This window comes from Magnetococcales bacterium, assembly GCA_015228935.1.
Classification (GTDB): domain Bacteria; phylum Pseudomonadota; class Magnetococcia; order Magnetococcales; family DC0425bin3; genus HA3dbin3.
Genome location: JADGCO010000009.1, coordinates 1 through 22,063, shown reverse-complemented (window position 1 = coordinate 22,063; position 22,063 = coordinate 1). Strand labels below are relative to the sequence as shown.

Annotated in this window: 16 protein-coding genes; 9 read left to right on the top strand and 7 right to left on the bottom strand. The window is 54.0% G+C overall.

Annotated elements, in window-relative coordinates; genetic code table 11:
* From HQL65_04240 to HQL65_04225, 4 genes are all read right to left on the bottom strand, one after another.
* On the bottom strand, positions 1–1,769 hold a 1,769-nt coding region (locus HQL65_04240; protein ID MBF0135426.1), incomplete at its 3' end, for a hypothetical protein.
* 76 nt (positions 1,770–1,845) lie between these two features.
* Positions 1,846–2,784 carry an exopolyphosphatase gene (locus tag HQL65_04235; protein ID MBF0135425.1) on the bottom strand — a complete coding sequence of 313 codons (939 nt, stop codon included), beginning with the start codon at positions 2,782–2,784 and terminating at the stop codon, positions 1,846–1,848.
* Between the two features lie 426 nt (positions 2,785–3,210).
* Positions 3,211–5,454 carry a bifunctional 23S rRNA (guanine(2069)-N(7))-methyltransferase RlmK/23S rRNA (guanine(2445)-N(2))-methyltransferase RlmL gene (gene rlmKL / locus HQL65_04230; GenBank protein MBF0135424.1) on the bottom strand — a complete coding sequence of 748 codons (2,244 nt, stop codon included), beginning with the start codon at positions 5,452–5,454 and terminating at the stop codon, positions 3,211–3,213.
* Positions 5,455–5,523: 69 nt separating this feature from the next.
* Complete coding sequence (locus HQL65_04225) at positions 5,524–5,772, bottom strand: DUF2312 domain-containing protein (protein ID MBF0135423.1); 249 nt, start codon at positions 5,770–5,772, stop codon at positions 5,524–5,526.
* Positions 5,773–6,118: 346 nt separating this feature from the next.
* Between HQL65_04225 and HQL65_04220 the strand changes: the two genes are divergently transcribed.
* The 7 genes from HQL65_04220 (at position 6,119) to HQL65_04190 (ending at position 14,272) form a co-directional block, all read left to right on the top strand.
* Positions 6,119–7,846 (top strand): hypothetical protein, encoded by a 1,728-nt coding sequence (locus tag HQL65_04220; GenBank protein ID MBF0135422.1) that lies wholly within the window; start codon positions 6,119–6,121, stop codon positions 7,844–7,846.
* Between the two features lie 61 nt (positions 7,847–7,907).
* Positions 7,908–9,137 (top strand): AAA family ATPase, encoded by a 1,230-nt coding sequence (locus HQL65_04215; GenBank protein MBF0135421.1) that lies wholly within the window; start codon positions 7,908–7,910, stop codon positions 9,135–9,137.
* 5 nt (positions 9,138–9,142) lie between these two features.
* The gene (locus tag HQL65_04210; GenBank protein ID MBF0135420.1) at positions 9,143–10,123 is read left to right on the top strand and encodes a hypothetical protein; all 981 of its coding nucleotides are present in this window, start codon (positions 9,143–9,145) and stop codon (positions 10,121–10,123) included.
* Between the two features lie 3 nt (positions 10,124–10,126).
* On the top strand, positions 10,127–11,821 hold the full coding sequence (locus HQL65_04205; protein MBF0135419.1) for a DUF262 domain-containing protein: 1,695 nt from the start codon (positions 10,127–10,129) through the stop codon (positions 11,819–11,821).
* 798 nt (positions 11,822–12,619) lie between these two features.
* Entirely contained in the window at positions 12,620–12,976 is a 357-nt protein-coding gene (locus HQL65_04200; protein MBF0135418.1) for a hypothetical protein, read from the top strand.
* Positions 12,977–13,029: 53 nt separating this feature from the next.
* Entirely contained in the window at positions 13,030–13,317 is a 288-nt protein-coding gene (locus HQL65_04195) for a helix-turn-helix transcriptional regulator (GenBank protein ID MBF0135417.1), read from the top strand.
* A complete protein-coding gene (locus HQL65_04190; GenBank protein MBF0135416.1) occupies positions 13,304–14,272 on the top strand; it encodes an RNA-directed DNA polymerase in 969 nt (322 codons plus the stop codon). Before HQL65_04195 ends, HQL65_04190 begins: the two co-directional genes overlap by 14 nt.
* A gap of 349 nt (positions 14,273–14,621) precedes the next feature.
* Here HQL65_04190 and HQL65_04185 read toward each other — a convergent pair whose 3' ends face one another.
* Both HQL65_04185 and HQL65_04180 read right to left on the bottom strand, forming a co-directional pair.
* Positions 14,622–14,912 (bottom strand): XRE family transcriptional regulator, encoded by a 291-nt coding sequence (locus HQL65_04185; protein ID MBF0135415.1) that lies wholly within the window; start codon positions 14,910–14,912, stop codon positions 14,622–14,624.
* 3 nt (positions 14,913–14,915) lie between these two features.
* Positions 14,916–15,230, bottom strand: coding sequence for a type II toxin-antitoxin system RelE/ParE family toxin (locus HQL65_04180; GenBank protein MBF0135414.1), 315 nt, complete (start codon positions 15,228–15,230; stop codon positions 14,916–14,918).
* Between the two features lie 248 nt (positions 15,231–15,478).
* On the opposite strand from HQL65_04180, the gene HQL65_04175 reads away from it, so the two are divergent.
* On the top strand, positions 15,479–17,467 hold the full coding sequence (locus HQL65_04175) for an ABC-F family ATP-binding cassette domain-containing protein (protein ID MBF0135413.1): 1,989 nt from the start codon (positions 15,479–15,481) through the stop codon (positions 17,465–17,467).
* Between the two features lie 78 nt (positions 17,468–17,545).
* The gene (locus HQL65_04170) at positions 17,546–18,748 is read left to right on the top strand and encodes a cation transporter (GenBank protein ID MBF0135412.1); all 1,203 of its coding nucleotides are present in this window, start codon (positions 17,546–17,548) and stop codon (positions 18,746–18,748) included.
* Positions 18,749–18,844: 96 nt separating this feature from the next.
* Here HQL65_04170 and HQL65_04165 read toward each other — a convergent pair whose 3' ends face one another.
* Positions 18,845–21,571 (bottom strand): PD-(D/E)XK nuclease family protein, encoded by a 2,727-nt coding sequence (locus tag HQL65_04165; protein MBF0135411.1) that lies wholly within the window; start codon positions 21,569–21,571, stop codon positions 18,845–18,847.
* Positions 21,572–22,063: the final 492 nt, after the last annotated feature.

The following is a 22,063-nucleotide window of genomic DNA, read 5'->3' as shown; positions in this document are numbered from 1 at the left end:
CGCGCCTGGATCTCTTCCCGCGCCTGGATCTCTTCCCGCGCCTGGATCTCTTCCCGCGCCTGGATCTCTTCCCGGGTTTGAATATTTTTCTGGATCTGTGTTTCTTTCAGAGCTTGTTCGCCTTCGAGGGTTTGTATTTTCCCTGAAGACATGTCGCTCCCCCCCCCCTCTTGAACGTGCCTGTCTTCCTGGCTTCCCATGCGATGCAGGGCTGCCAAGGCTTCCCGCCCCTCCGGCGTCAAACGGGACGCCACGGAATCGAGACTCTTTTCCGAATCCACGACCAGGGCGGCCATGGATGCAGTTGCAAGCGTTTGTACTGCTGTTGCGGTCGGAGATGTCTCCAGAACCGGCTCGCGGCGGCCTTTGTCGGCCTCTGTCCCGGCATGTTGCGAGGCAACCTTCTTTTCTTCCGGAACAACAATTTCCAAAATACTTTCGGCATCTTCACGCTTATTGCGCCGCTGGCGTGCCCGCCAACCAAGATACCCCACCATGGCAATGGCCACACCACCCAGTCCAGCATCCCGGACCCAATGGGCCAGACTCTCCACAGAGAGCGCCTGCTCTCGAAGACGACTCGTCAGGGATTGGGTTTGATTTCTCAAAACCACAACTTGTGATTCCAATATTTTCCGCTGTTTTTCCTGGTCCCGGATCTGTTGTCTGGCCTTTTCGAGTTCCTCCTGAACTGCCTCGGCGTGTTGGTTTGCCGGGATTCCCTTATCCGAAGGAGTGAGTTCAACGGCAGGGCGCATGGCAGCAGGGGCAGACTCCTGTTTTTTTCCAGTCGTTTCGGCCTTGTTTTCCTCTGTTACAGGCGAAGCGACAGGAGTCTCTGTCCTGGTTTGTTTGGATTTTTTGGTCCCCTTTCCACCCGTTGCCGCAGGAGTGACCGGATCAGCAGGGAGATCGACTCTGGTTTGTTTGGATTTTTTGGGTCCGGATGACGGGGATTTCCAACTGATTTTGTGATTTTGAACGATTCGCCAGGCTTCCGACGGGCTGGTCCGACTCATGTCGGCCACGGCAGGAAGACGCAGGACGACCCCACCGATCAACCCCTGCATGTTGTCCCGGGAAAATTGGTCCCGGTTGGCCTGCCACAATCCCACCATCACCTGGCTCAGGGTCAAACCGGACCCTTCACCGACAATTCTGGCAACATCAGCCAGGGTTTGTTCTTTGGGAACTGGACCGTAGGCGCTCTCCCGGGGCAGATATTCCCGCGTCCGAGTGTCTCGCGCTGAAGATTCGCGCTGTTCGGGAACCTGGGGCAACCTGACCTGCGTGCGACTTTCCGTCTCCGACAGGGACGGCTCCCGCATGGCTGGTTGCATGGGCGTCTTCGAGACAGAGGCATGCGGCAAGGCAAGCAGGATCGGATAGTTGCGCACGAGGGATCCACTGCCCCGCGAGGCCTTGACCAGTATATTGAAGTAGGGTTCCTGGATGGGTACCTCGCTTTCCAGAACAACCGCCGCTCCCAGGGAATCCTTCTGGATTCGGACCCGCACATTGCCCACCACGCTGGAACGGAACAGATGGATGCGCCGATAGTCCGCAACCTCTCCCAAGACAACATCCGTCTCTTCAAAAGGTTCCTCGGGATACAAGGTCAGCGGAATTCGTGCAGAAAATCGCTCACCAAGATGGCTTTTGATCTGGATTTCACCGAGCGAAAACGCCGCAGCCGACTGGGGCAGAGCCAACAACAGAGCCAAGCCAAGCAGTGATTTTCCGAGCAAACCGTTTTTCACGATGACCATCCCCGCGCATGTATCCTCCGCCTCCCACAGTGGGAACCGGGGCAGGGAACAGACAAGCAATTTTCACGCCAAAATGTCAGCCGTCCTGAGTAATCCGGTCGATCAACTCTTGCAAGGCCTTTTCGGACTGGTCATTCTCGACCTGGCAGGTTCCGGCGTTACGATGCCCGCCACCACCATATTGGAGAGCCAACTCTCCGACATTGGTGTTGGAACTCCGATTGATGATGGATTTGCCGATGGCGAAAACCGTGTTTTGTTTTTTGACACCCCATAAAATGTGAATGGATATGTTGGTTTCGGGATACAGGGCATAGATCATGAAGCGGTTGCCGGCAAAAATGGTCTCCTGGTGGCGCAAGTCGAGAACCACAAGATTTTTGTGGACCGTGGAACAGGCACGCAACTGGGCCTTGAATTTTTCTTCATGCTGGAAATAAAGATCCACCCGTTCCTTGATATCGGGCAATTGCAAAATTTCCTGAATGGTCATGGTGCGGCAATTGTCGATCAGTTGCATCATCAACTGATAGTTGGAGATGCGAAACTCGCGAAACCGTCCCAGACCGGTCCGGGCATCCATGAGAAAGTTCATCAGGACCCAATCGGTGGGATGGAGAATTTCTTCCCGGCTGAACAGAGCGGCATCCCCTTTATCCACGGCGGCCATCATGTCTGTCGAAACATCGGGCATGGCATCGTAGCCGCCATAGTATTTGTAAACCACCCTGGCTGCGGAGGGAGCGTGTTGATCGATGATGTGATTTTCCGGTTTTTTATCGCCCCGCCGGATGGTTTCGCTGGCATGGTGGTCAAAGGCCAGATGCACCCCATCCACGTAGGGAAGATTGGTCGTGATATCGTTGTTGGTGATTTCAATCTTGCCGTCTTGCATGTCTTTTGGATGGACAAATTTGATCTCCTCGATCATGTCCAGTTCCTTGAGAATGACGGCACACACCAGACCATCGAAATCGCTGCGGGTAACCAGTCGGAATTTTCTTTTTTCAGCCACGGATGAAGCCTCCAAAATGCCTTGTTTAAATCCGGACACGGGGTGTACCGGAATGTATCTGCCTGATTCAGGCCTGGGGTGACATGACCAGAATCGATGCACTCCGGGCAGGGCAGGCACCGGCATTCATCCTGTCACACCCGGACCGGGCGACGGTATCAGAAACGGCCACAGGATTCATCATATCCTGAATTGCTTCCCCGAAAAAAGGCGTTCTCATCGGGATTGCAGGGCAATCGCATTTGAATTCCAAATCCCTTTCAGAGGGCGATTGTGACTCCTGGGTTTGCCTGGGAGCGCGGGCGTCCCGCCCGCAAATGGCAGGCAGGATGCTTGCACTCTCAGGACAGATCGAGGTTGCACAACATTCCACAGCGTGAAAAACCTGTCTGATCAATGGCCGGATTTCAAGTGCGATTGCCCTGGTCAGGATTTGCGCAGTTCAATTTTCCAGCAATGGTGAATGTCAGGCTGGCGATGAAAATCCAGAGGAATGGTTGCGGCGGTCAGATCGGTCACTTCCAGGTGGGGCGGCAGTGCGGTCCAATTGGGTTTGAATTTCTTGAAATTATTGGAAAATATCATGACCCCTCCAGGGGCGAGCAAACGGGCGCTCTGGATGATCAGATCCACATGATCCCGTTGCACCTCGAATACCCCCATCATGCGTTTCGAGTTGGAAAAGGTCGGAGGGTCCAAAAAAATCAGATCATATTGTTCCCGTTGCTGGTCGATCCATTCCAGGCAATCGGCCTCGATGAACCGATGCCGGGAATCCGCAAGACCATTCAAATCCAGATTGGCCCTGGCCCACTGGAGATAAGGGGCCGACATGTCCACCGTTGTGGTGGAGAGTGCGCCGCCGGCTGCGGCATGGACGGTGGCCGTTCCCGTATAGCCGAACAGATTCAAAAAATGGCGTCCCCTGGCCAGCTCCCCGAGCATGGCCCGGATCTGCCGGTGATCCAGAAAGAGACCCACATCCAGATAGTCACTCAGGTTGATCAAAAATCGGCAACGCCCCTCCCGAACCGGGATACGGGTTCCGGAAGTTTCCCGTTTTTGATACTGGTCATCGCCCTTCTGGCGGCGCCGCACCTTGAATGAGATGCGGTCCGGGGAAAGCCCCAGAACCCCGGGAATGGCAGACAGGGCTTCATGCAGACGTTTTGCGGCTTGATCAGGATCCACCGAGGCCGGGGGATGATACTCCTGGACATGGACATACCCATCGTAGAGGTCCACGGCCAGGGCATATTCGGGCATATCCGCCGCATAGACCCGGTAGCAATGGATCCCTTCCCGGCGTGCCCACTTGCCCAGGGTCCGCAGATTTTTGCGCAAGCGGTTGGCAAACATTTCCTGTCCGGGGGAGACCGGTTCTCCGGCGGCCAGCAAAGGCCTGGTAAAACCCTTGACAGTGCCCGCCAGCGGTTTTGCATGACCAGAATCCCCGAACGCCAGCGCATCGGCATGTTTGGAAAACGTGGCTGGTAAAGGTTCCGCATGGCCAGATGCCGCAGCCATTGACCGGGTTGCAGAAAAAACGAGCAAGTTGCACAGGAGCGGTCCGTTGCGCAGGGGGTGCCTGGTTTCCGGCTCCAGACCCAGCGCCCTGGGCAGGGTGTTGTCCATGGCCAGCACTCCCGCCGGCCAGTCACGACACCGGGAACGCAACAGTTCTCCCAGGTCCTGATAGAGAGGGACCCAGGATTGGCTCTCTCCCAGCCTCTGGCCATAGGGAGGATTGGTCACCAGCAGACCGGATTGAAAATCGGGAACCAGGTGCGCAACCGGTTCCTGGCGCAAGCGGATGGCAGCGGCAACGCCCGCCTGATCGGCATTGCGGCGCGTGGCCCGCAGGGCCTGCGGCGACAGATCGCTGCCCAACAGAGGCGGCAGGAGTTTTTGGCCGGCTTGGCGGCGTTCCTCGGCCTCCTGCACCAGGCGTTGCCACAAAGGTTCCTCCCACCCCGACCAACCCCGTCCCCCGGACGCCGGACGCAACAGGCCCGGGGCAACACCCCCCGCCATCCAGGCACCCTCGATCAGAAAAGTCCCGGAACCACACAGAGGATCGAACAGCCCCATGCCCTGCCGGGCCAACTCCGGCCAGTTGCACAGCATCAGGATGGCGGCGGCCAGATTTTCCCGCACCGGGGCTGCCGTGGGATCGGTCCGATAGCCGCGCCGATGCAACGCCCCTCCGGCCAGGTCCAGACCGATCCGCGCCTCTCCTTCGCGCAGCCGGACATGGACCAGGAGATCCGGATTGGCATGCGCCACGGAAGGCCGCTGGCCTTTTTTGTTACGCAGCCGATCCACGATGGCATCCTTGACCTTCTGCGCCCCAAACCGGGTATGGCGGATGGTCTCGTTGACTCCCTTGAACTCCACGCCCAGCGTCCCCTGGGCAGACATATGCTCTTCCCAGGGAATGTCCAGGACTCCGGCATACAGCTCTTCCGGCGTGGCGGCGGCAACCCGGTGCAAGGGAAGCAGGACCCGACTGGCCACCCGCGACCAGAGACAAACCCGCATCGCCTTTTCCAGGGATCCCGTGAAAGAGACCCCGCTCTGGCCCGGACGCAGGCGCGTAATCCCCAATTGGCGCAGCTCCTCTGCCAAAAGAGCTTCCAAACCAGCAGGAACACTGACAAAAAAATTCAGGCGTGAGCGTGTTGAGGTGGCAGGCAGGTCAGCGTCCAATCACGGTTCGAGTGGTCAATCGGGCAGGCGTTACCGCATGCCCAGGGCTTGTTTATAAAGGTCAAGCAGGGCCTCCTGCTCGTCAATCTCCCTTTGGTCCATCTTGCGCATGCGAATGATCTGTCGCAATACCTTGGTATCGAAGCCAACCCCCTTGGCCTCGGCATAGGCCTCGCGAATCTGCTCGGCAATGGCCCCCTTTTCCTCTTCCAGACGCTCCAGCTTTTCCACGGTCTGCAAAAGGTGTTCGCTGGATATTCCGCCTATGTCCTCCGTCATCGCTGGCAACCTCCTCCCTGATCGTTTTCTCCACTCCGGAAAGACACCCGCATTCCACTCTGCAAGGCATCCCCGCACCGTCAGAACCACCGTTTTTCCCACTCCAGGTAAAGATACCCGCATCCCGGATTGCAAGGTATCCCCGCACCTTCAGAATCACCCACCAAAATAAACCACATCCCACGGCAAAGGCAAATCCAACCCTGATATTTTATTGTCAAGCCGTGTTCAGCCGTATCAATTTGGTGACCCACATGGTACTTTACCAGATAAGGGTCATTTTGGGAAGGCCGGCAGATTCCTCTGCAACCTGCCTTCCTCCAGACGAGCGAGAAAGGGGTTCAACGTGGAAGATGTCAAAGGCGCAACCAATTCAACCGCCAAATTGGATCGATTGATGGCTACGCTGGAAAAAGTTCCTGAAACCAGCAAAAACGGGTTCATGAACATCGCCGACCATATGGGCCACTTTTCCGGCAGCTTTGCCGCCAGTGCCAGCCGGGCCGTCCTGATCAAGGAACGCATCGACTCCAGCGGCGACATGGGCCTGACTCCCCTGCGCAAGGACATGGAACAAATCCATGACGAAGTCGATAAACTGTTCGTGGTCCTCGATCGAGTCATCGCACAAAAATCCCCCCTGATCAAACGACTGGAAAAAATCACCGATTGGGGTTTGCAGATCGAGCAGAAATCCTTTCTCCCCCGGGTGGTCGATCAAATCAAATCCCAGGGCAGCGAACGCATGGAACGTCACACCCTCGGTTCCATGATCGACAACCTGATGGAACAAACCAGCCCCCTGATCAATGAAATCGTCTCCTCCAGTCAGGAAACCCGGGATGTCCTGGAACACCTGATGAAACGCCTCGGCAGCGACATGGAAATTTCCAAAGGCTCCCTGGAAAACCTCCAAAAAAGCGCCGAAGAGACCATCCAGAACATGGCCAAAGAAGTGACCAGGATTGTCGCCATCTGCAAGGGAATGGAAGCGCGTTCCGAACGGGTCAGCACTGTGGTCTTCGAAATGGTCCAGGCCATGCAATTCGACGATATTGCCTCCCAAAGAACCCACCATGCCCTGGAAGGCCTGCGGCAGGCCAAGGAAAAACTGCTCACCGCCCTCACCACGGAGGATACCCAGGCCGGGCAAAAAGCCATGCAGTGGTTTCTGATCGCCGTGCGCATCACGATCCGGCAACTGGAAGATACCTGCAAAGATCTGGTCGGTGCCATCAAGACCATGCAGGAACTCCTCGCCAAAATCGGCGCAATCGCCGAAGAACAGGTCCTTGACCTGGCCAGCGCCCGTACCTTTACCCGGCGCTTCCACCAGCACGCCACCGATATCACCTACCTGATGTCCGGTTCGCAACGCCTCGGCATTTTTGACGACACCCTCTCCAACGAAGTCCTCAAAACCCTCTCCAAGGCCGACAGCGGCATCTTCCAGGCCAGACGCGCCATGGACATGCTGCTCATGACCTCCAATCGCCTGGAAAGCATCTGTGCCTCCATGAAAACCGGGGGGAACAATCGCCTGGACTCACTGGTCGCCAGTGTGCGTGGACTGGGCAAAAGCATCGTCGAAGAGAGTCCGACCCTGGGTGACGAATTGAACAAAGCCGTGGACAGAATCCAAAAAATCAGCCTCGGCTATTCCGAAAACACCACCCCACGCCTCATGCGTACCAACACCCTCCTGCGCCGCATTCCCCTCACCACCCAACAGATGGATACCTCCAACAACGACCTGATCCGCCTGTTCCATGAAGCCCTCGTGGATGCCCGGGCCACCTCCGCCCAGGTCATGCTGCTCATGGCCGAAATGGATTTTCACCGGGAAATCAACGATACAATCGACAACGTCCTGGCCGGCCTGCGCAAACTGATGCGCGATGTCGGTGCCGATCATGCCAAATATCTGGATGGCGACCTGCACACCCTGGCCGCAGAGTTCGACGACCTGGCCAAACTCTACACCATGAACTCCGAACGCTTGATCCACGCATCGGAACTCGACGGCCAAGCCTCAGCCGACGGCGACGGTGGCGACGATATCGAACTCTTCTGAAGGTTGTGCCACCTGCGGAGATTGTACCACCTGACAGAACCCATGCCGTGCGGATGCCACCATGAAAATTCTTTCTTATGGCTGCGCCCGATACAAGGCGTTCAAGGAGCAGGTCACGGTTGAACTCCGTCCCTTGACCCTGTTTTTTGGCAAAAACAACAGCGGCAAATCCGCTCTTCTGCACTTGTCGCGTTTGCTCTTGCGGACGCTCTCTTCCCGCCATAGCCGGGGTTTTCCGCTCAGTGTAGAGGGTCTCGCCTTTGGCCGACACTTCCATGGGTTGATCCATGGTGGTGATTTGCACGGCAGTACCGGGTTTTCCATGGCCTTGGAACAAGCTGGAAAACAGTTGAATATTCAAGCCGAAGTCCAAAACATTCATGACAACTCTCGCCAACCAGCCAATTTTCCGGTGGTCTCGCGTTTTCATTTGCAAGGTCTGGATGTCGATCTGGATTGGACGTGGGAACCCGTTGCCAGTGAAGTGGCAACCTATCAGGGTATCGGCAAAATTCCCTTTCGAGGCCTGTTTCCCGATTTAAAATCTGGCGGACCAGCCCATCAGCACCGCTCCTTGATCGATGAATGGCGGAATGAAATCGCTCTTTTTGAAGAACGGTTGGAACATCTTGGACCCCAACGAGCCGGCATCAATTGGGTTTACAACAATGAAAAAGGGGGAACCACATCACTGGATTATTTCGGGACAGGAGCCGTGAATCGGGTGGCACAGGATGGTACCCTGTTGACTGCCGTGGGTGCGTGGTACCAACAGAACATGGAAGGGTGGCGTTTTGGTTTGGAACGTTCTTTCGATGTCGTATTTCCAGTCCTGATGCGCGGGAATACGACAGTCAATCTGGCTGATGGCGGCCAGGGCATGCAATCCCTGCTCCCTATCGTCGTTCAACAATTGGCCAACCAAAGGGAGGATCAAAAACCGTTTTTGAATCTGATTGAGGAGCCGGAGTTGCATCTGCATGCCGCCGCTCATGCCCCTTTGGGTGATTTGTTTTTGAATACGGCCAAGACTGGACATGGCCAGGTTATTGTGGAAACCCACTCGGAAAATTTATTGCTTCGCATCCGCCGCCGCATTGCCGAAGGAGAAAATCCCAGCTTGGTGGCCCTTTACTGGATAGAAGATACTGCTGATGGTTCCAGCCGCGTGCGTCCCATCGAAATCAAGCAAAATGGCGCAGTGGATTGGTGGCCCGAGGGGGTTTTTTCTGAAGGATACCAAGAAGTTCGTCATATGCGACGGGCTGCACTCTCCTCCAATAAAGAATAGGTTGCATGCGAGTCATACTCCAGGCTGATATTCTTGATGACGAGACAAATTGGAAACATCTGGATCACATGATTCACCAGATTGACTCCAATGCTCATGTCTGGGATGTGGAAGACCCTGAATCCATTGAGAAAAGCACATGGTTTCAACGTGGTCGGCAATATTTACATGATTTGTTTGAAAAATCAGCCAATCAGGCGGTCTACCCCCACCCGGCAACATCCCTCCACACCAAACGTGTTCATGTCACATATCAAGAAGTTACATCCAAGGACCTTGTCTTGCCCCCTGATCGTGCGGCAACCTACCTGGGACAGCCTCTGACAATCCTGGTAGAAAATCGGAAATCCGATACACTTTTTGGAAACACTGTTCTGGCTATCCTGGGACCACCTGAACTGGCTGAATTTCGCCACAACGTACCCCATGCTCTCAGATTCGATGCCGGTGGTGGTAATGGCGAACTGGTGAAAATTGTTGAAGAATACGTGCAGAACGCCCGCAACTCCAGACACCCGTTCAGGATCGTGGTGTTTACGGACAGTGATGGCAAGTTTCCTGGCGACTGTTCAGACAATGCGCGTCGGGTGGAAAAAGTTTGCAAGAAATATGATGTTCCATACATGTTGCTGAAAAAACGTTCTATAGAAAATTATATTCCGGATGAAATTTTTCAGGCCTGGAATGGCAAACCAAAAGAGGTAACTGCTCTTTTGCGTTTATCGCCAGAACAAAGGGATTACTTCCCGATAAAAAGAGGATTTTCAGCCAAACCGGAAAGACAGGGTGATAAAAACAAGAAAGAGGCAGAATTATATGCCTCTGTCGCACCTGCCGACAAGGAAACCCTGCAAATTGGTTTTGGATCACATTTGATTCAACTTCTGGAAACATATGAAAAAAATCTGTCCGCGACCGGTCTTCTGAAACGGGATGGGCAGGGCGAACTGACGGAATTCGTGAACATGATTGTCCGGGAGATTTGAGCCATGTCGCAGGATGACCCACGACAAATACCCGAAATAAGACCTGAGATTGTGTTCATTTTCGAACTGGTGCGTGACGTTGAAGCCGGCAAGATTCGCATTCCCAATTTTCAACGCAGTTTCGTTTGGCGTCGGGATCAAATGCTGGACCTGCTCGACAGCATCCACCGACAATTCCCGATAGGAAGCCTCCTGGTCTGGGAGACGGACACTCAATTGAGCAGCATGGAATGGGTGGGTCCCGTACATGTCCCTCCTGCCATACAGGGAATGACTGCCCACGTGCTGGATGGACAACAACGCTTGTCAACTCTGGTTGGCACAATGCGCAAGCCGAAACCCGAAGAGATTGTCCGAGAGGATGACGATCCAGCACGATGGAATATCAACTACAATGCAAAAACCAATGAATTCGAACATGTGCGCAAAGGACGTCCCACAGAAGCTTATCATTTACCCATGCGGTCCCTGATAGATACGATAAGCTTCTTGGCCGAATGTCAGCGTATGAACCGGGATGGAGGTGACGATGCACCAACCTATGTGGCACGAGCCGAAGCGCTGGCTCGTTCCTTTCAGGCCTACAAGATGCCCGTCATCCGGATCAGGAACACCAGTCTGAGCAAGGCAGTGGAAATCTTTGCCCGTTTGAATACCAAGGGGCAAACAATCACTGCGGACCAAATGGTGACCGCTTTGACCTATACAGAGAATTCCACCGGAAGGGAATCTTTCAATCTTGCAAAAATTATTGACAGTTTGATTGATCTGGCTGATCGGCTGCATTTTGGCAATATCAGCCGCACAGTGATATTGCGTGCCTGTCTGGCCGCCCTTGGGGAAGATGTATACCGCACCGACTGGACCCGCATGCTCGAAAAAAAGAGGGATGAATTGAAAAATCAATTTCCCTCGATTATTGAGGAAATAAACAAGGCTTTAACCCTGTCGGTCTCTTTCTTTGCCGAGATGGGAATCAAAACAGACAGGCTTCTCCCTTACGCCATGCAAATGGTTATTCTGATGGCCTTTTTCCTTAAATGTCCACAGCCATCCAATGAACAGAAAAAGTTCCTGCGCCGCTGGGTCTGGGTCTCCTCTTTTGCCGGATTATTGGTTTCCAACCCCTCTCGCATGGAGGCACTCATCAAAGAGTTCCGGAATTCAATTTCTCAAACGAATATTCCGTTTATTCTTGACAGCATGAACATGCGTGAACCAGCCCGTCCGCTTCCCACTAAATTTGATATGCGCAGTTCTCGGACAAGATGCTTTCTCTACGTCCTACTTTCTTTACATCCACGGGACTTGGACGGAAAAGAAATTCCGAACCTGTGGATACAATTGCACACTCATGGAGCCAAAGCTCTGGAGCAAATTCACACCATCCTTGTTAAAGATTTGGGTTCCAGTCCTGCCAACCGTATGTTCCGGATCAATATGGAAGAAAAATGTCCGGCAAAAGATTGGTTGAAAAATTTGCAGTGGACACATCCTGAAGAAATACGTAACGACATTCTACGCAGCCACGGTATTCCCCCCGAAGCTTATGATGATCTGCTCAATGATCGCCCCGAAGAGTTCTTGCGTAAACGCCGCGATCATTTGATCAAATTGGAACAGGAATTCATGGAAAAAGAAGGCGTTGCCCCACCAACGAACTGGGAACCCCAAAGTGCCCCCATCGATACTGAGTGATCTGTAGGACCTGAACAAAATGTACTTCGCTGTCGTATCAAGAACCCAACTCCATTCCTTTGTCGCCAGTATATAGCCGAGGGATCATTCAAATCCCAATGAATTCCACGACAGGAGATCAACCATGGACCTGACCCTGCACATGCCAGAATCAGCATTCTCAGCCCTGCGGTTGGCTTGCGCATTGGTTCCTGGCGTGAGCTTCATGGACAGGCAACGTTCGCTAATCAATACACTGATTAGCAAGGAAGCAATCCTGAGTGCGACGCGGTATGTCTGGTCTCGTTAAATGACAGGGGCTGACCACCAATATACGTTACGACTTGACTCTCACCACATCATCCAAATTTTCTCGCATTTCATCATCGGGGATAGTGCAACCGTCGCCATAGCCGGTAAGCACGGCTGAAAACAGAAATGAGAATTCAGAAGATCCAAAAACACACCGACCGGAAATTTCGCCAGTGGCTGGAGATGTCGGGACGGTGGTTTGAAAAAGGCAGCAAATTTTTCTTGATTTAATACTGAACAATATCAGTGTGTTATGAATTATTTGTTTGCTGAATGAAAAAAAATTTGCGGAAAGTCAAAATATGGTATAGACTGCCTCACCAAGACTGAATGAAATCATTCAGCACGCTTTTTGAGAGGCTCAACCTCAGATGATCGGTACCTGACATAGACCTTATCCTTTCTGGATTAGGTCGATGCGAAAGCATCTCGTTCGCTGTCGAAATTGCTATGCGGTAGAATCATGGATCCGAAGAATCGAAGTGACAGGATTCCAAGAGCAATTATATGCGACTGAAAATGAGAGGTTCGTGGTGTTCCGCCGTGTTTCTTTCGGTGCCGATTGTAGTGGCGACTGGTGCGATCAAGCACCAAAGAAACCACAAGGAGGTTTTTATGTGTTCCAACGAGCCTTTGAAGGATCTATTGGATACGCTTCAAGCGTTGAAAATGGAAATGCGTGATGCGGCGGAACCCGGTGTTAGACAGCGATTGGATGAAGCAATTGAAAAGATCCAATCCATTTTAAGCAGTAGAGAATACAGCGATGATGAGAAAAAATCCAGAGTCTTGTCTTTTTTAGGGCAAGTTATGGATAAACTTCCTTCTATTGTAAATCTGCTGAAGATGTTCTCAGACTTCTGATGAAGATGTTCTCGAACTAACACAACGAACCTCTCTTTTTTTGAGTATTGGACATGGACATTGGAGGAACAATAAGACAGTGCCGTCATGTTCGAAAGATGACACTGGTACAGCTTGCCAATTCTACGGGCATTTCTGTGTCCCATCTGTGTCTGTTGGAAAAAAATAAGCGCGAGCCAAGTTTGACATCAATCACCGCCATTGCTAATTCTCTTGGGATTCCCTTGAGTGTGTTGGTGTTTCTTGCATCCGAGAAAAAAGAAATCGGCGATCTTGATGCGAAGCACATTGACGCATTAACGAAAAACATTATCTCATTAATGCATCATGTCAACAAATAATTTTCCTATTATTAATATCCCATCTTTTTCGAACCCAGCTTCTCTCGCATCTTTACTTTCCGTCAGTGAACAAGATCTGTTCAGAATCACATCGTCTGTTGATAATCTTTATAAGCCAGGAAAGATTTTACAAAAAAAGAATGGTGAGTTAAGGCGCACACATGATGCAAAAAAGCCATTAAAAGATCTGCATGAAATAATAAAAAACCGTATTTTAAAAAAAGTGGTGTATCCTTATTATTTACTCGGAGGAATAGCTGATCCATTCAAACCAAGGAATTGCACCAATAATGCTTTAATTCATTCTGGAAAAAAAATTCTCATTGCAGAGGATATTGAAAATTTTTTTCCAAGTTCAAGCTCTGACATTGTTTTTAATATTTGGAAGTTATGTTTCAAATTTTCCCCTAAAATTGCAGATATCCTTACAAAATTAACGACTTATCAAAACCAACTTCCACAGGGTTGGAAAACAAGCGGATATTTAGCTAATTTGGTATTTTGGGATAATGAACCTGATTTGGTAAGAGATTTTGAAAAACGCGGCTATTCATATAGCCGATTTATTGATGACATCGCAATTTCAAGCAATCAATTTATAAATGACAACCAAAAGAGCTACATTATTTCACGAATCTATAGCATGCTGCGTTTGAAAGGATATAAACCTAAGAGAACTAAACACGAAATACAAACACAAATCAAAAGTATGCACTTGACTGGTTTAGGAATAAATAGAAAGCGTCCAACTGTACCCAGGAATCGAAGAAACAATGTACGTTTATTGGTTTATAACCTTGAAAAAAGGCACAGACATGAAGGAGACACACATCAATACAGGGAGGACTGGATTAGCGTCTCAGGCAAGGTTGGTCATATTCGTTCATTTCATAACAATGAATGGGAAAAATTAAAATTTCGTTTGAATAAAATAAAGCCTAACGATAAAGTTTAGGGGAACACTTTCAGGTCATAATGGTGTCCCCATTTTACTTCATCAACTCTGTCTCCGGGGCTTCACGGACAAGCAATGTTCGCTAATCAAATGGGTACCCCTCTCCAAACGAGGCTTTCTTTCATAAACTCTAACTGGTCTAACGGATTCAAGGGAAAACCTCTCAAGAAAATCTGATTATGGAGTTATGGAACTAATCACAACGCTCCGCAGATGCTCTACTCCTTTTGATTGGGGAGAGTTCAGAGCTTATCATATTGTCTGTCCAAAATTTGGTGTCCATCGTAGTGTTGCGTGGACGCAAAAATCATGAAAATAAGTGGGGTACCACCGCCAACCTGATCAGATATCAAGCTGCAAGACTCAAATTGACATCCATGCCGGCACGCAACGCGAGTGTCACAAGGGTATCCAGACTGAATTTTCCCCCTCTGCCACGCACCAGATTGGATACGCGGGATTGACTGATGCCCAGGATTCCGGCGGCCTCCTCCTGGGTCCACCCCTTGGTGTCGATCATATTTCCCAGTTGTACCATCAAATCCGCACGCATCGCCAAAATTTTTGCCTCATCAGGTGGAAAGCCGAGATCGAGAAAAACATTCCCACACGACTTGGTGATCACGACAGGTTCTTCCATGGGTCATCCTCCAATCTTGCGGTAACGCCGGGCGGCCACGGCAATATCATCCTGGCTGGTCTTTTGGGTCTTTTTCTGAAAAGCATGCAGCACATACACAGCATCTTCAAATTTGGCGACGTAGATCACACGCCATGCGCCCCCCAGATGAACGCGGATCTCCATCGCCCCGGCACCAACTGCAGGCATCGGCTTCCAATCACTTGGCATCCGTCCACACTGCACGCGCCACAAATCAGAGCCAGCCACACGTCTCGCTGCATCCGGGAAAGAAGCGATATCGCTTCTGGAAGAACCGATGAAATGGATGGGCTTCATGGATTGGATCATATAAGCTCTCCCATATCAGGTCAATAAAAATCCCTTGACATCTGCCGACCCAATGGCACGACATTCTTCCTGCCAAAACAACAAAACATGGCCAGAATTGGCCTCCCGGCAGGCCCGGCAAACGATTCCCTTGATTAAAAAAGGAAATTTTACGATAATGCCCGTCCTTGCACATACTGAACGGGCGGGTTTCCCCGCTCCGACCCTGGCAACATACGGAAACTGATTGACTTCTCATGCTGCGACTGGAAAAAGTCGGAAAACGTTTTGGCCCGCGCATCTTGTTGGATGCGGCGGATTTGGCAATCCATGGCGGCGAAAAGGTGGGATTGATCGGCCCCAATGGGGCGGGAAAAACCACGCTGTTTCGCATCATCCTGGGCCAGGAAGAGACCGATGCCGGGCGGGTCGAGGTGTTGCCGAGGGCACGGGTTGGCATTTTGCGGCAGGAGCTGGCCGGATCGGCACAAACCATCCTGACCGAAACCCTGCAAGGCGATCAGGAATTGATCGCCCTGGAACAGGAACGCCAACTCCGCCACCAGGAAATCGAACAAGCCACCACCTCCACCCAACAAGAAACCATCTCCAGGCGACTGGGCGAGATTGATCATCGTCTGGAAACAATCGATGCCTATTCGGCACACTCGCGGGCCGGGGCGATTCTCATGGGACTGGGTTTTTCCCGGACCGATCTGGAACAGCCCCTGACCTCCTTCTCCGGGGGGTGGCGCATGCGGGTGGCCCTGGCACAATTGCTGTTTTCCCGTCCCGATCTGATGCTCCTGGACGAACCGACCAACCATCTGGATCTGGAATCGGTCACCTGGCTGGAATCCTACCTGAAACGTTTGCCGGGAACCCTGATCGTGGTCTCCCATGACCGGGCCTTTCTCAACCGGGTCACGGAAGTCACGGTGGAAATGGGCGGGGGACGTCTGACCCGTTACCAGGGATCCTTTGACGACTATCTGGAACAAAAAGCAACCCGTTTGCGCCTGCTGGAAAAAGAGGCAGAAAAACGCGATCAGCGTGCCGCCGAACTGGAACGGTTCATCAATCGCTTTCGGGCCAAGGCCACCAAGGCCAAACAGGTGCAAAGCCGCATCAAGGCCCTGGAAAAACTCGCCCCGGTTGCCGTGCCGCAAGAGACCGTCAATGCCCCGCGCATCCGCCTTCCCGAAGCCAACCCCTGTGCCCGGGAAGTGTTGTCCGTTCATTCCCTGCATAAGAGCTTTGGCGAAAAAAAAATCTTTTCCGGGGTGGATGTATCGATCTGGCGGGGCGACAAGGTGGGATTGTTGGGGGCCAATGGTTACGGCAAAAGCACCTTTTTGAAGCTGATTGCCGGCCAGGTGCAACCCGACTCCGGAACCCTGAAACTGGGAGATCGGGTGCTGGCGGCCTACTATGCCCAGCATGCCATGGATGCCCTGAACCCCGACCAGACCATTCTGGAATCGGCACGGGCCATTGCAGCCCGGGATATGCCGGAAAATGCCATCCGTACCCTGTTGGGGGGCTTTCTTTTCACCGGGGAGATGGTTTTCAACCGGGTGAGCGTGCTTTCCGGAGGCGAACGTGCCCGACTGGCCCTGGCCCGGCTGTTTTTGACCGGCAGCAATTTTCTGCTGTTGGACGAGCCGACCAACCATCTCGACATGTATGCCCGGGCCAATCTGGAAGAGGCTTTGGAGGCCTATACCGGCACTTTGATTCTGGTGTCGCATGACCGGGATTTGCTGGAGGGGGTCTGTGATCGCTATCTGGTGGCGGGTCAGGGAACACTGCGACCCCTCGAAGAGGGTCTGGAAGGATACCTGACCCAGATCACCTCGACCCGCAGCCTGGCAACCCAGGAGCAGACCGATGTCGTGACCGGAGAAAAGACCACACCGATACGCTCGGAACGAGATACGCGCCGTCTGGCTGCCGACATTCGCAACCGCCTGCATCGCGAAACCCGCGAACTCAGGCAACGTTCCCAGGCACTCGAACAGAAAATTCACGCTTTGGAGCAGGAACGGAGTACCCTCCAGGAACGCTTGGCCGATCCCGGTCTGTATGATGCCAGCCAGAAAGAGGCGCTCAAAACCGCCCTGACCCGGGAAGGGGACGTGGCCCGCGCCTTGGATGCCCATATGGCGGAATGGGAAGATGTTTCTCTGGCCATTGAAGAACGGGAAAGTCAGGCGCGTCTGGAAATTCAAAACGCTCAGGGATGATCAAGTCGGACCCGTCTGGAAATTCAAGAGACCCGTGAATGAAAAACTGTCAACCCGCCACCTGAAGGAGTCTTGCCCATGGCCACCTCCGAAGAACACAAACAGGAACGCTTTGCTGCCGCCCATCGGGTAACCGTGCTGGGTACCTGGATCGATGTCCTGCTTTCGGTGGGCAAAATAGTGGCGGGAATTCTGGGCAACTCGGCGGCCATGGTGGCCGATGGCATTCACTCCATTTCCGATCTGATCACCGATGGTGCGGTGCTGGTCGGAATGCACTTTGCGAAACGGGATGCGGACTCGATCCATCCCTACGGTCATGGGCGTTACGAAACTCTTGCCTCGCAGTTTATCGCCGTGGGTCTGTTGGTGGTGGCCGTGGGAATATTCTGGGACGCGGCCACCCGCCTGGGTTCGCCATCGCTCTCCCCTCCCGGCCTGGTGGCCCTGATTGCGGCCATTCTCTCCATCATTGCCAAAGAGGGTCTGTTTCACTACACCATGCGGATCGGAAAAAAATATGATGCCCGCGCCATCATTGCCAACGCCCTGCATCACCGTTCGGATGTGGTGTCAACCATTGCGGCTTTGGTGGGCATCGGTGGGGCCATGCTGGGATATCCCATTCTGGACCCCATTGCGGCTATCGTTGTGGCCATGATCCTGGCCAAGGTCGGTTGGGATCTGCTGAAAGAGGCCATGCATGAACTGACCGATTCCACCCAGGCCATCGACGACCAGATCCAGAAACAAATTTCGTCCCTGGTGGAGGCCACCCCGGAAGTTCATTCCGCCCACTTTCTCTCTCCCAGACGCATGGGTCCAGACATTCGGGTTGATGTGCATATCGTGGTCAGCCCGTTTCTTTCGGTTTCCGAGGGTCATCAAATATCGGAAAAGGTGCGTCTGCAACTCCTGGAAGGGGTTGCCGCCGTCACCGAAGTCCTGGTCCACGTGGACACCGTGGATGACCAGGTTGAATCCCTGCCAGCGTTGACCGACCGGTCGGAGTTGACCCGCCAGGTGGAACAGGAGATCCGGAAAAGCGGCATATTTTCCCGCCTGGTTCACCTGACACCCCACTACACCATGACTGGGATCATTCTGGATCTGGTTCTGGAATTGACCGACAAGGCACATCCTCCTGCCGATCTGACCGCCACGGGGGATGCACTTTGCGCCCGCATGTTGGCCACGCTTGACAATGTGATTGAAGTGCGAACCAGCATCACCCTGGCGGCGCAAAAAAAAGTGAGTTCGGGATCATCCGGTTCAGAATGAAGAATCGAAGTTCAGACCGGCATCACCCTGGCGGCGCAAAAAAAGTGGGTTCGGGATCATCCGGTTCGGAATGAAGAATCGAAGTTCAGACCGGCATCACCCTGGCGGCGCAAAAAAAGTGGGTTCGGGATCATCCGGATCGGAGTGAAGACCCGCTTCGTGGATGCGACACAAGGGGGTGAGTTGGCAATAATCGCAGGCTCCCGGCAAGGGCGAGACGCAAGCCACCCCTGCCAGAAATTCCCCGGCCATTCTGGTCAAATCCTCCCGCCAACTCGTGAGCAGCTCCGGCCAGCCGGCAACCTGATGGTAACGCAGGGCTGTTTCCATGGAGTTTTGCATGGGAAGCAGGTCTTGTTCGGCACCAAGGCCGAGGAAGGCGGGTTTTTCCGGGCGGACTTTGGCAAAGGCCAGGGCCGCCACATTTTCCCCCTGGATGAGACAATAGAGGGGAAGTTGCGGCTCACGCAGGCGCGGCACCCGCCAATCGCTCAATTTGGGTTCGCCGGTCTTGTAATCCAGGACAACGCGCCGACCATCCGCCAGGGCGTCCACCCGATCCGGGCGCAAATCCAGAAGCAATCCCCCCACATCGAGTTGCAATGATTTTTCGTGCAACACCACCTGAAAGGATCTGGTACGGGTACGTTCCAGTTTGATCCAGGTGGTCAGGAGGCGGGTCAGGCGGTTTTCTTCCAGGCGGCGCAGGCCATCTGGAAACCATTCGGGTCTGTTTTCGGCTTCCTGTTGCACGGAGGCCACAACGGCTTTGCGGATGCGTTCGGCGAGGCTGGCATCATCCAGACCGGCCAGATTTTTCAAATCCGGGGTTTCCCGCCAGAACAGTTCCAAAACCCGATGCACGAGAGTCCCGCGGGTGCGGGCATCGACCATGGGTTCCACTTCGGGCAGGGCAGTGGCCCCGAGGCGGTAGACGGCATAGGCCTGAAAGGGACATTCAGCCTGGGATTTGAGAACCCTGGCACCACCGGCAACCTGGACGTTGGATTGCAGGGGGGTACCCTGGTGATCGGGGCAGGTTTCCCACTCTGCGGCGGCCTGGATGCTTCGCCAATATGGCTGACCGGGTCCCAGATCCAGAAACCCGATGTCAACTGGCGGCACATGGGCGATCAGAGGCGACAGGCGTTGTGGCAGATCCTCCTGCATGCGGGCATGACTCGCCACCACCCGTGAGGCCGAGGCCAGCAGGCGCTCGGTGAGACGCCGGGCAAATTCGAGTTCGCCTTGTGCCGACGCACGGGGAAGCCCGCGTTGCCGCTGCCAGGCCAGAGGCAGGAACGGGTTGGGAGCCGGGGCTGCCGGCCAGACCTCCCCGGCCAGACCCAACAGCCAAAGGGCCGAAAAAGGTTCACCAGTCGCTTCCAGGATGCCCAATATTTGAATGGGGGCATCGGGCGTTTCCGGTTGGTACAACCGGCGCTGGGCCAGTTTGCGAATCTGTTGCAGGGCCGTCGGGAGGGAGATGCGCCCCACAATGCGATCCAGGGTGGCAAAAGTCGCCAGAAGTGTCCGCCCGGCTTCCCAGGTTTGAAATTCGCGACTGGTCAGGGTTCGCTCCCCGGGCCAGCCCCAGATTGCAAGCCAGTTCGAAAATGTCTCCACCCACGCGCTGGGGGTTTGCCGGTCGGGCGTTGGCAGCATGGCCATGGCCCGGGTCAAAACCTGGCGCAAGAGCGGACAATGATCGCCTCTGGCAGGCTCCCCGGTCATTTGTTGCCATTGTTTGACAGCGAGGCGGGGGCGTCCCTTGTCGCGCAGATGCTGGTCGAGCAGGGCGCGGGGCCAGCGCTCGCTCTCCCCGCCGGTGATGCATGGCGACCGCAACAGGGCACCGGCATCGGTCAGCGCCCAGCTTCCCCGCAAGCCGTCGAGAACCAGAAACATGTCCTGAATCAGCGGATATCCGGCCAACGGTGAACCCAGGGACAGATTGAACAACGGACGTTCAGGGGCGGCGGTCAAGGCAAACATCTCTGGATGCAACACGTCGGTGAAAATCCGGACGACCTGTGCGCGCATGCGCTGCAAATCCGGAATGATCACCCCGATACGATCTTCCGGATTGGCGGCCAGATGATGCCGTGCCCAGCGGGCGGCGGTTTCGATTTCGGAATTCTGGTCAGGAAAGTCCAGGCGCACGGTCTGGGATTGTTGCCCGGGTGGTTGCCAGCAGGAGATCATGGTTCCCTGCCGGGACAATTGATCGAACAGGCGTTCCAGGGCCGGTGCGAGACGCTCGAATCCGGCCAGAAGCACATGCGACCCCATGGCCAGATGGATTGCCTGGTGGGTGAGCCATGCGGGCAATCTGGCGGCCACGATCCAACCCTGTTCCGTACAACGCGCCTCAAAGCGGGCCATCCAGGTCTGAAACGCCTGGGCATCGACATCCAGAAACAGGTTTGCCGGGTCCACCTGGTCATTCGCGTCCAACCAGGCATGCCACAGTTCATAGGCCTGCAAGGCTTTTTCGGCCACGGATGCCACGTCCAGAAACGGACTGCCGACACTCTCCGCCCGGATGACCTGTTCCCAGAGGGCTTGTTCCTGGACGGGATTCAACAGGAGCGGCATGGTGCCGGACTCTGCCGCCAGATCGGGCAGATCGGGCAGACCGACCAGAGAATCCCAACACCGTTCCAGCCAGCCACTCAGGGGGACAATATCCGGTGTCGGCCAGGTGGACCGCCCCTGCTCAAGCTGGAGCCGGTCGAAATCGTCCATCAAATGCCGCGCCAGACGCCGGTTGACCGTCAGAACGGTTCCGCCTTTTTCCAGACACGCCCATACGCTCTTCATGCCCATATCCTCTTTCCGGTCGGGCGTGTTTCCCGTCGAGTCGAGACAATTTTCCATTGAGCTGGCGTTTCCTTCCCAAACAAGACGATTTTTTACCGGAACGGCTGTTTCCAGGGCTGGCGCTTCTTGTCTTGCATTCATTTGCATGGTTTGTGTGTGGAAACATCCACGACCACGACCTGAACGGAATTACGATATGCAGGAGGAATTGTTTGTTGCAAGGAATCTTCCTTGGTGGCCTGACAGTCATCCAGTTTTGAATATCTGGAACCTCAGCAATCCTTCCACGCTCCAGGAATGGCCCGTCAACCCGGCGGCCATGGCTGGGGTTCTCTATCTCGTCCATCTGAACTTCTGGGACTGTCAGGTCGCCGACCAACAGGTCGTGAACCTCCTTGGCATGGTCTCCGACCCGATTGAGGATCCGTCCAACGGTATCCCTGGAGACCCCAGTCAACCGGGCCGTTTTGCGGACTCCAGTTCCCTCCGCCA

Excerpts from the sequence above, each read along its gene's own strand:
- HQL65_04195 (MBF0135417.1), top strand. The coding sequence starts at position 13,030 with ATGGACATTGGAGGAACAATAAGACAGTGCCGTCATGTTCGAAAGATG.
- HQL65_04180 (MBF0135414.1), bottom strand. The coding sequence starts at position 15,230 with ATGAAGCCCATCCATTTCATCGGTTCTTCCAGAAGCGATATCGCTTCT.
- HQL65_04175 (MBF0135413.1), top strand. The coding sequence starts at position 15,479 with ATGCTGCGACTGGAAAAAGTCGGAAAACGTTTTGGCCCGCGCATCTTG.
- HQL65_04170 (MBF0135412.1), top strand. The coding sequence starts at position 17,546 with ATGGCCACCTCCGAAGAACACAAACAGGAACGCTTTGCTGCCGCCCAT.
- HQL65_04185 (MBF0135415.1), bottom strand. The coding sequence starts at position 14,912 with ATGGAAGAACCTGTCGTGATCACCAAGTCGTGTGGGAATGTTTTTCTC.
- HQL65_04215 (MBF0135421.1), top strand. The coding sequence starts at position 7,908 with ATGAAAATTCTTTCTTATGGCTGCGCCCGATACAAGGCGTTCAAGGAG.
- HQL65_04210 (MBF0135420.1), top strand. The coding sequence starts at position 9,143 with ATGCGAGTCATACTCCAGGCTGATATTCTTGATGACGAGACAAATTGG.
- HQL65_04190 (MBF0135416.1), top strand. The coding sequence starts at position 13,304 with ATGTCAACAAATAATTTTCCTATTATTAATATCCCATCTTTTTCGAAC.
- HQL65_04225 (MBF0135423.1), bottom strand. The coding sequence starts at position 5,772 with ATGACGGAGGACATAGGCGGAATATCCAGCGAACACCTTTTGCAGACC.
- HQL65_04165 (MBF0135411.1), bottom strand. The coding sequence starts at position 21,571 with ATGAAGAGCGTATGGGCGTGTCTGGAAAAAGGCGGAACCGTTCTGACG.
- HQL65_04200 (MBF0135418.1), top strand. The coding sequence starts at position 12,620 with ATGCGACTGAAAATGAGAGGTTCGTGGTGTTCCGCCGTGTTTCTTTCG.
- HQL65_04205 (MBF0135419.1), top strand. The coding sequence starts at position 10,127 with ATGTCGCAGGATGACCCACGACAAATACCCGAAATAAGACCTGAGATT.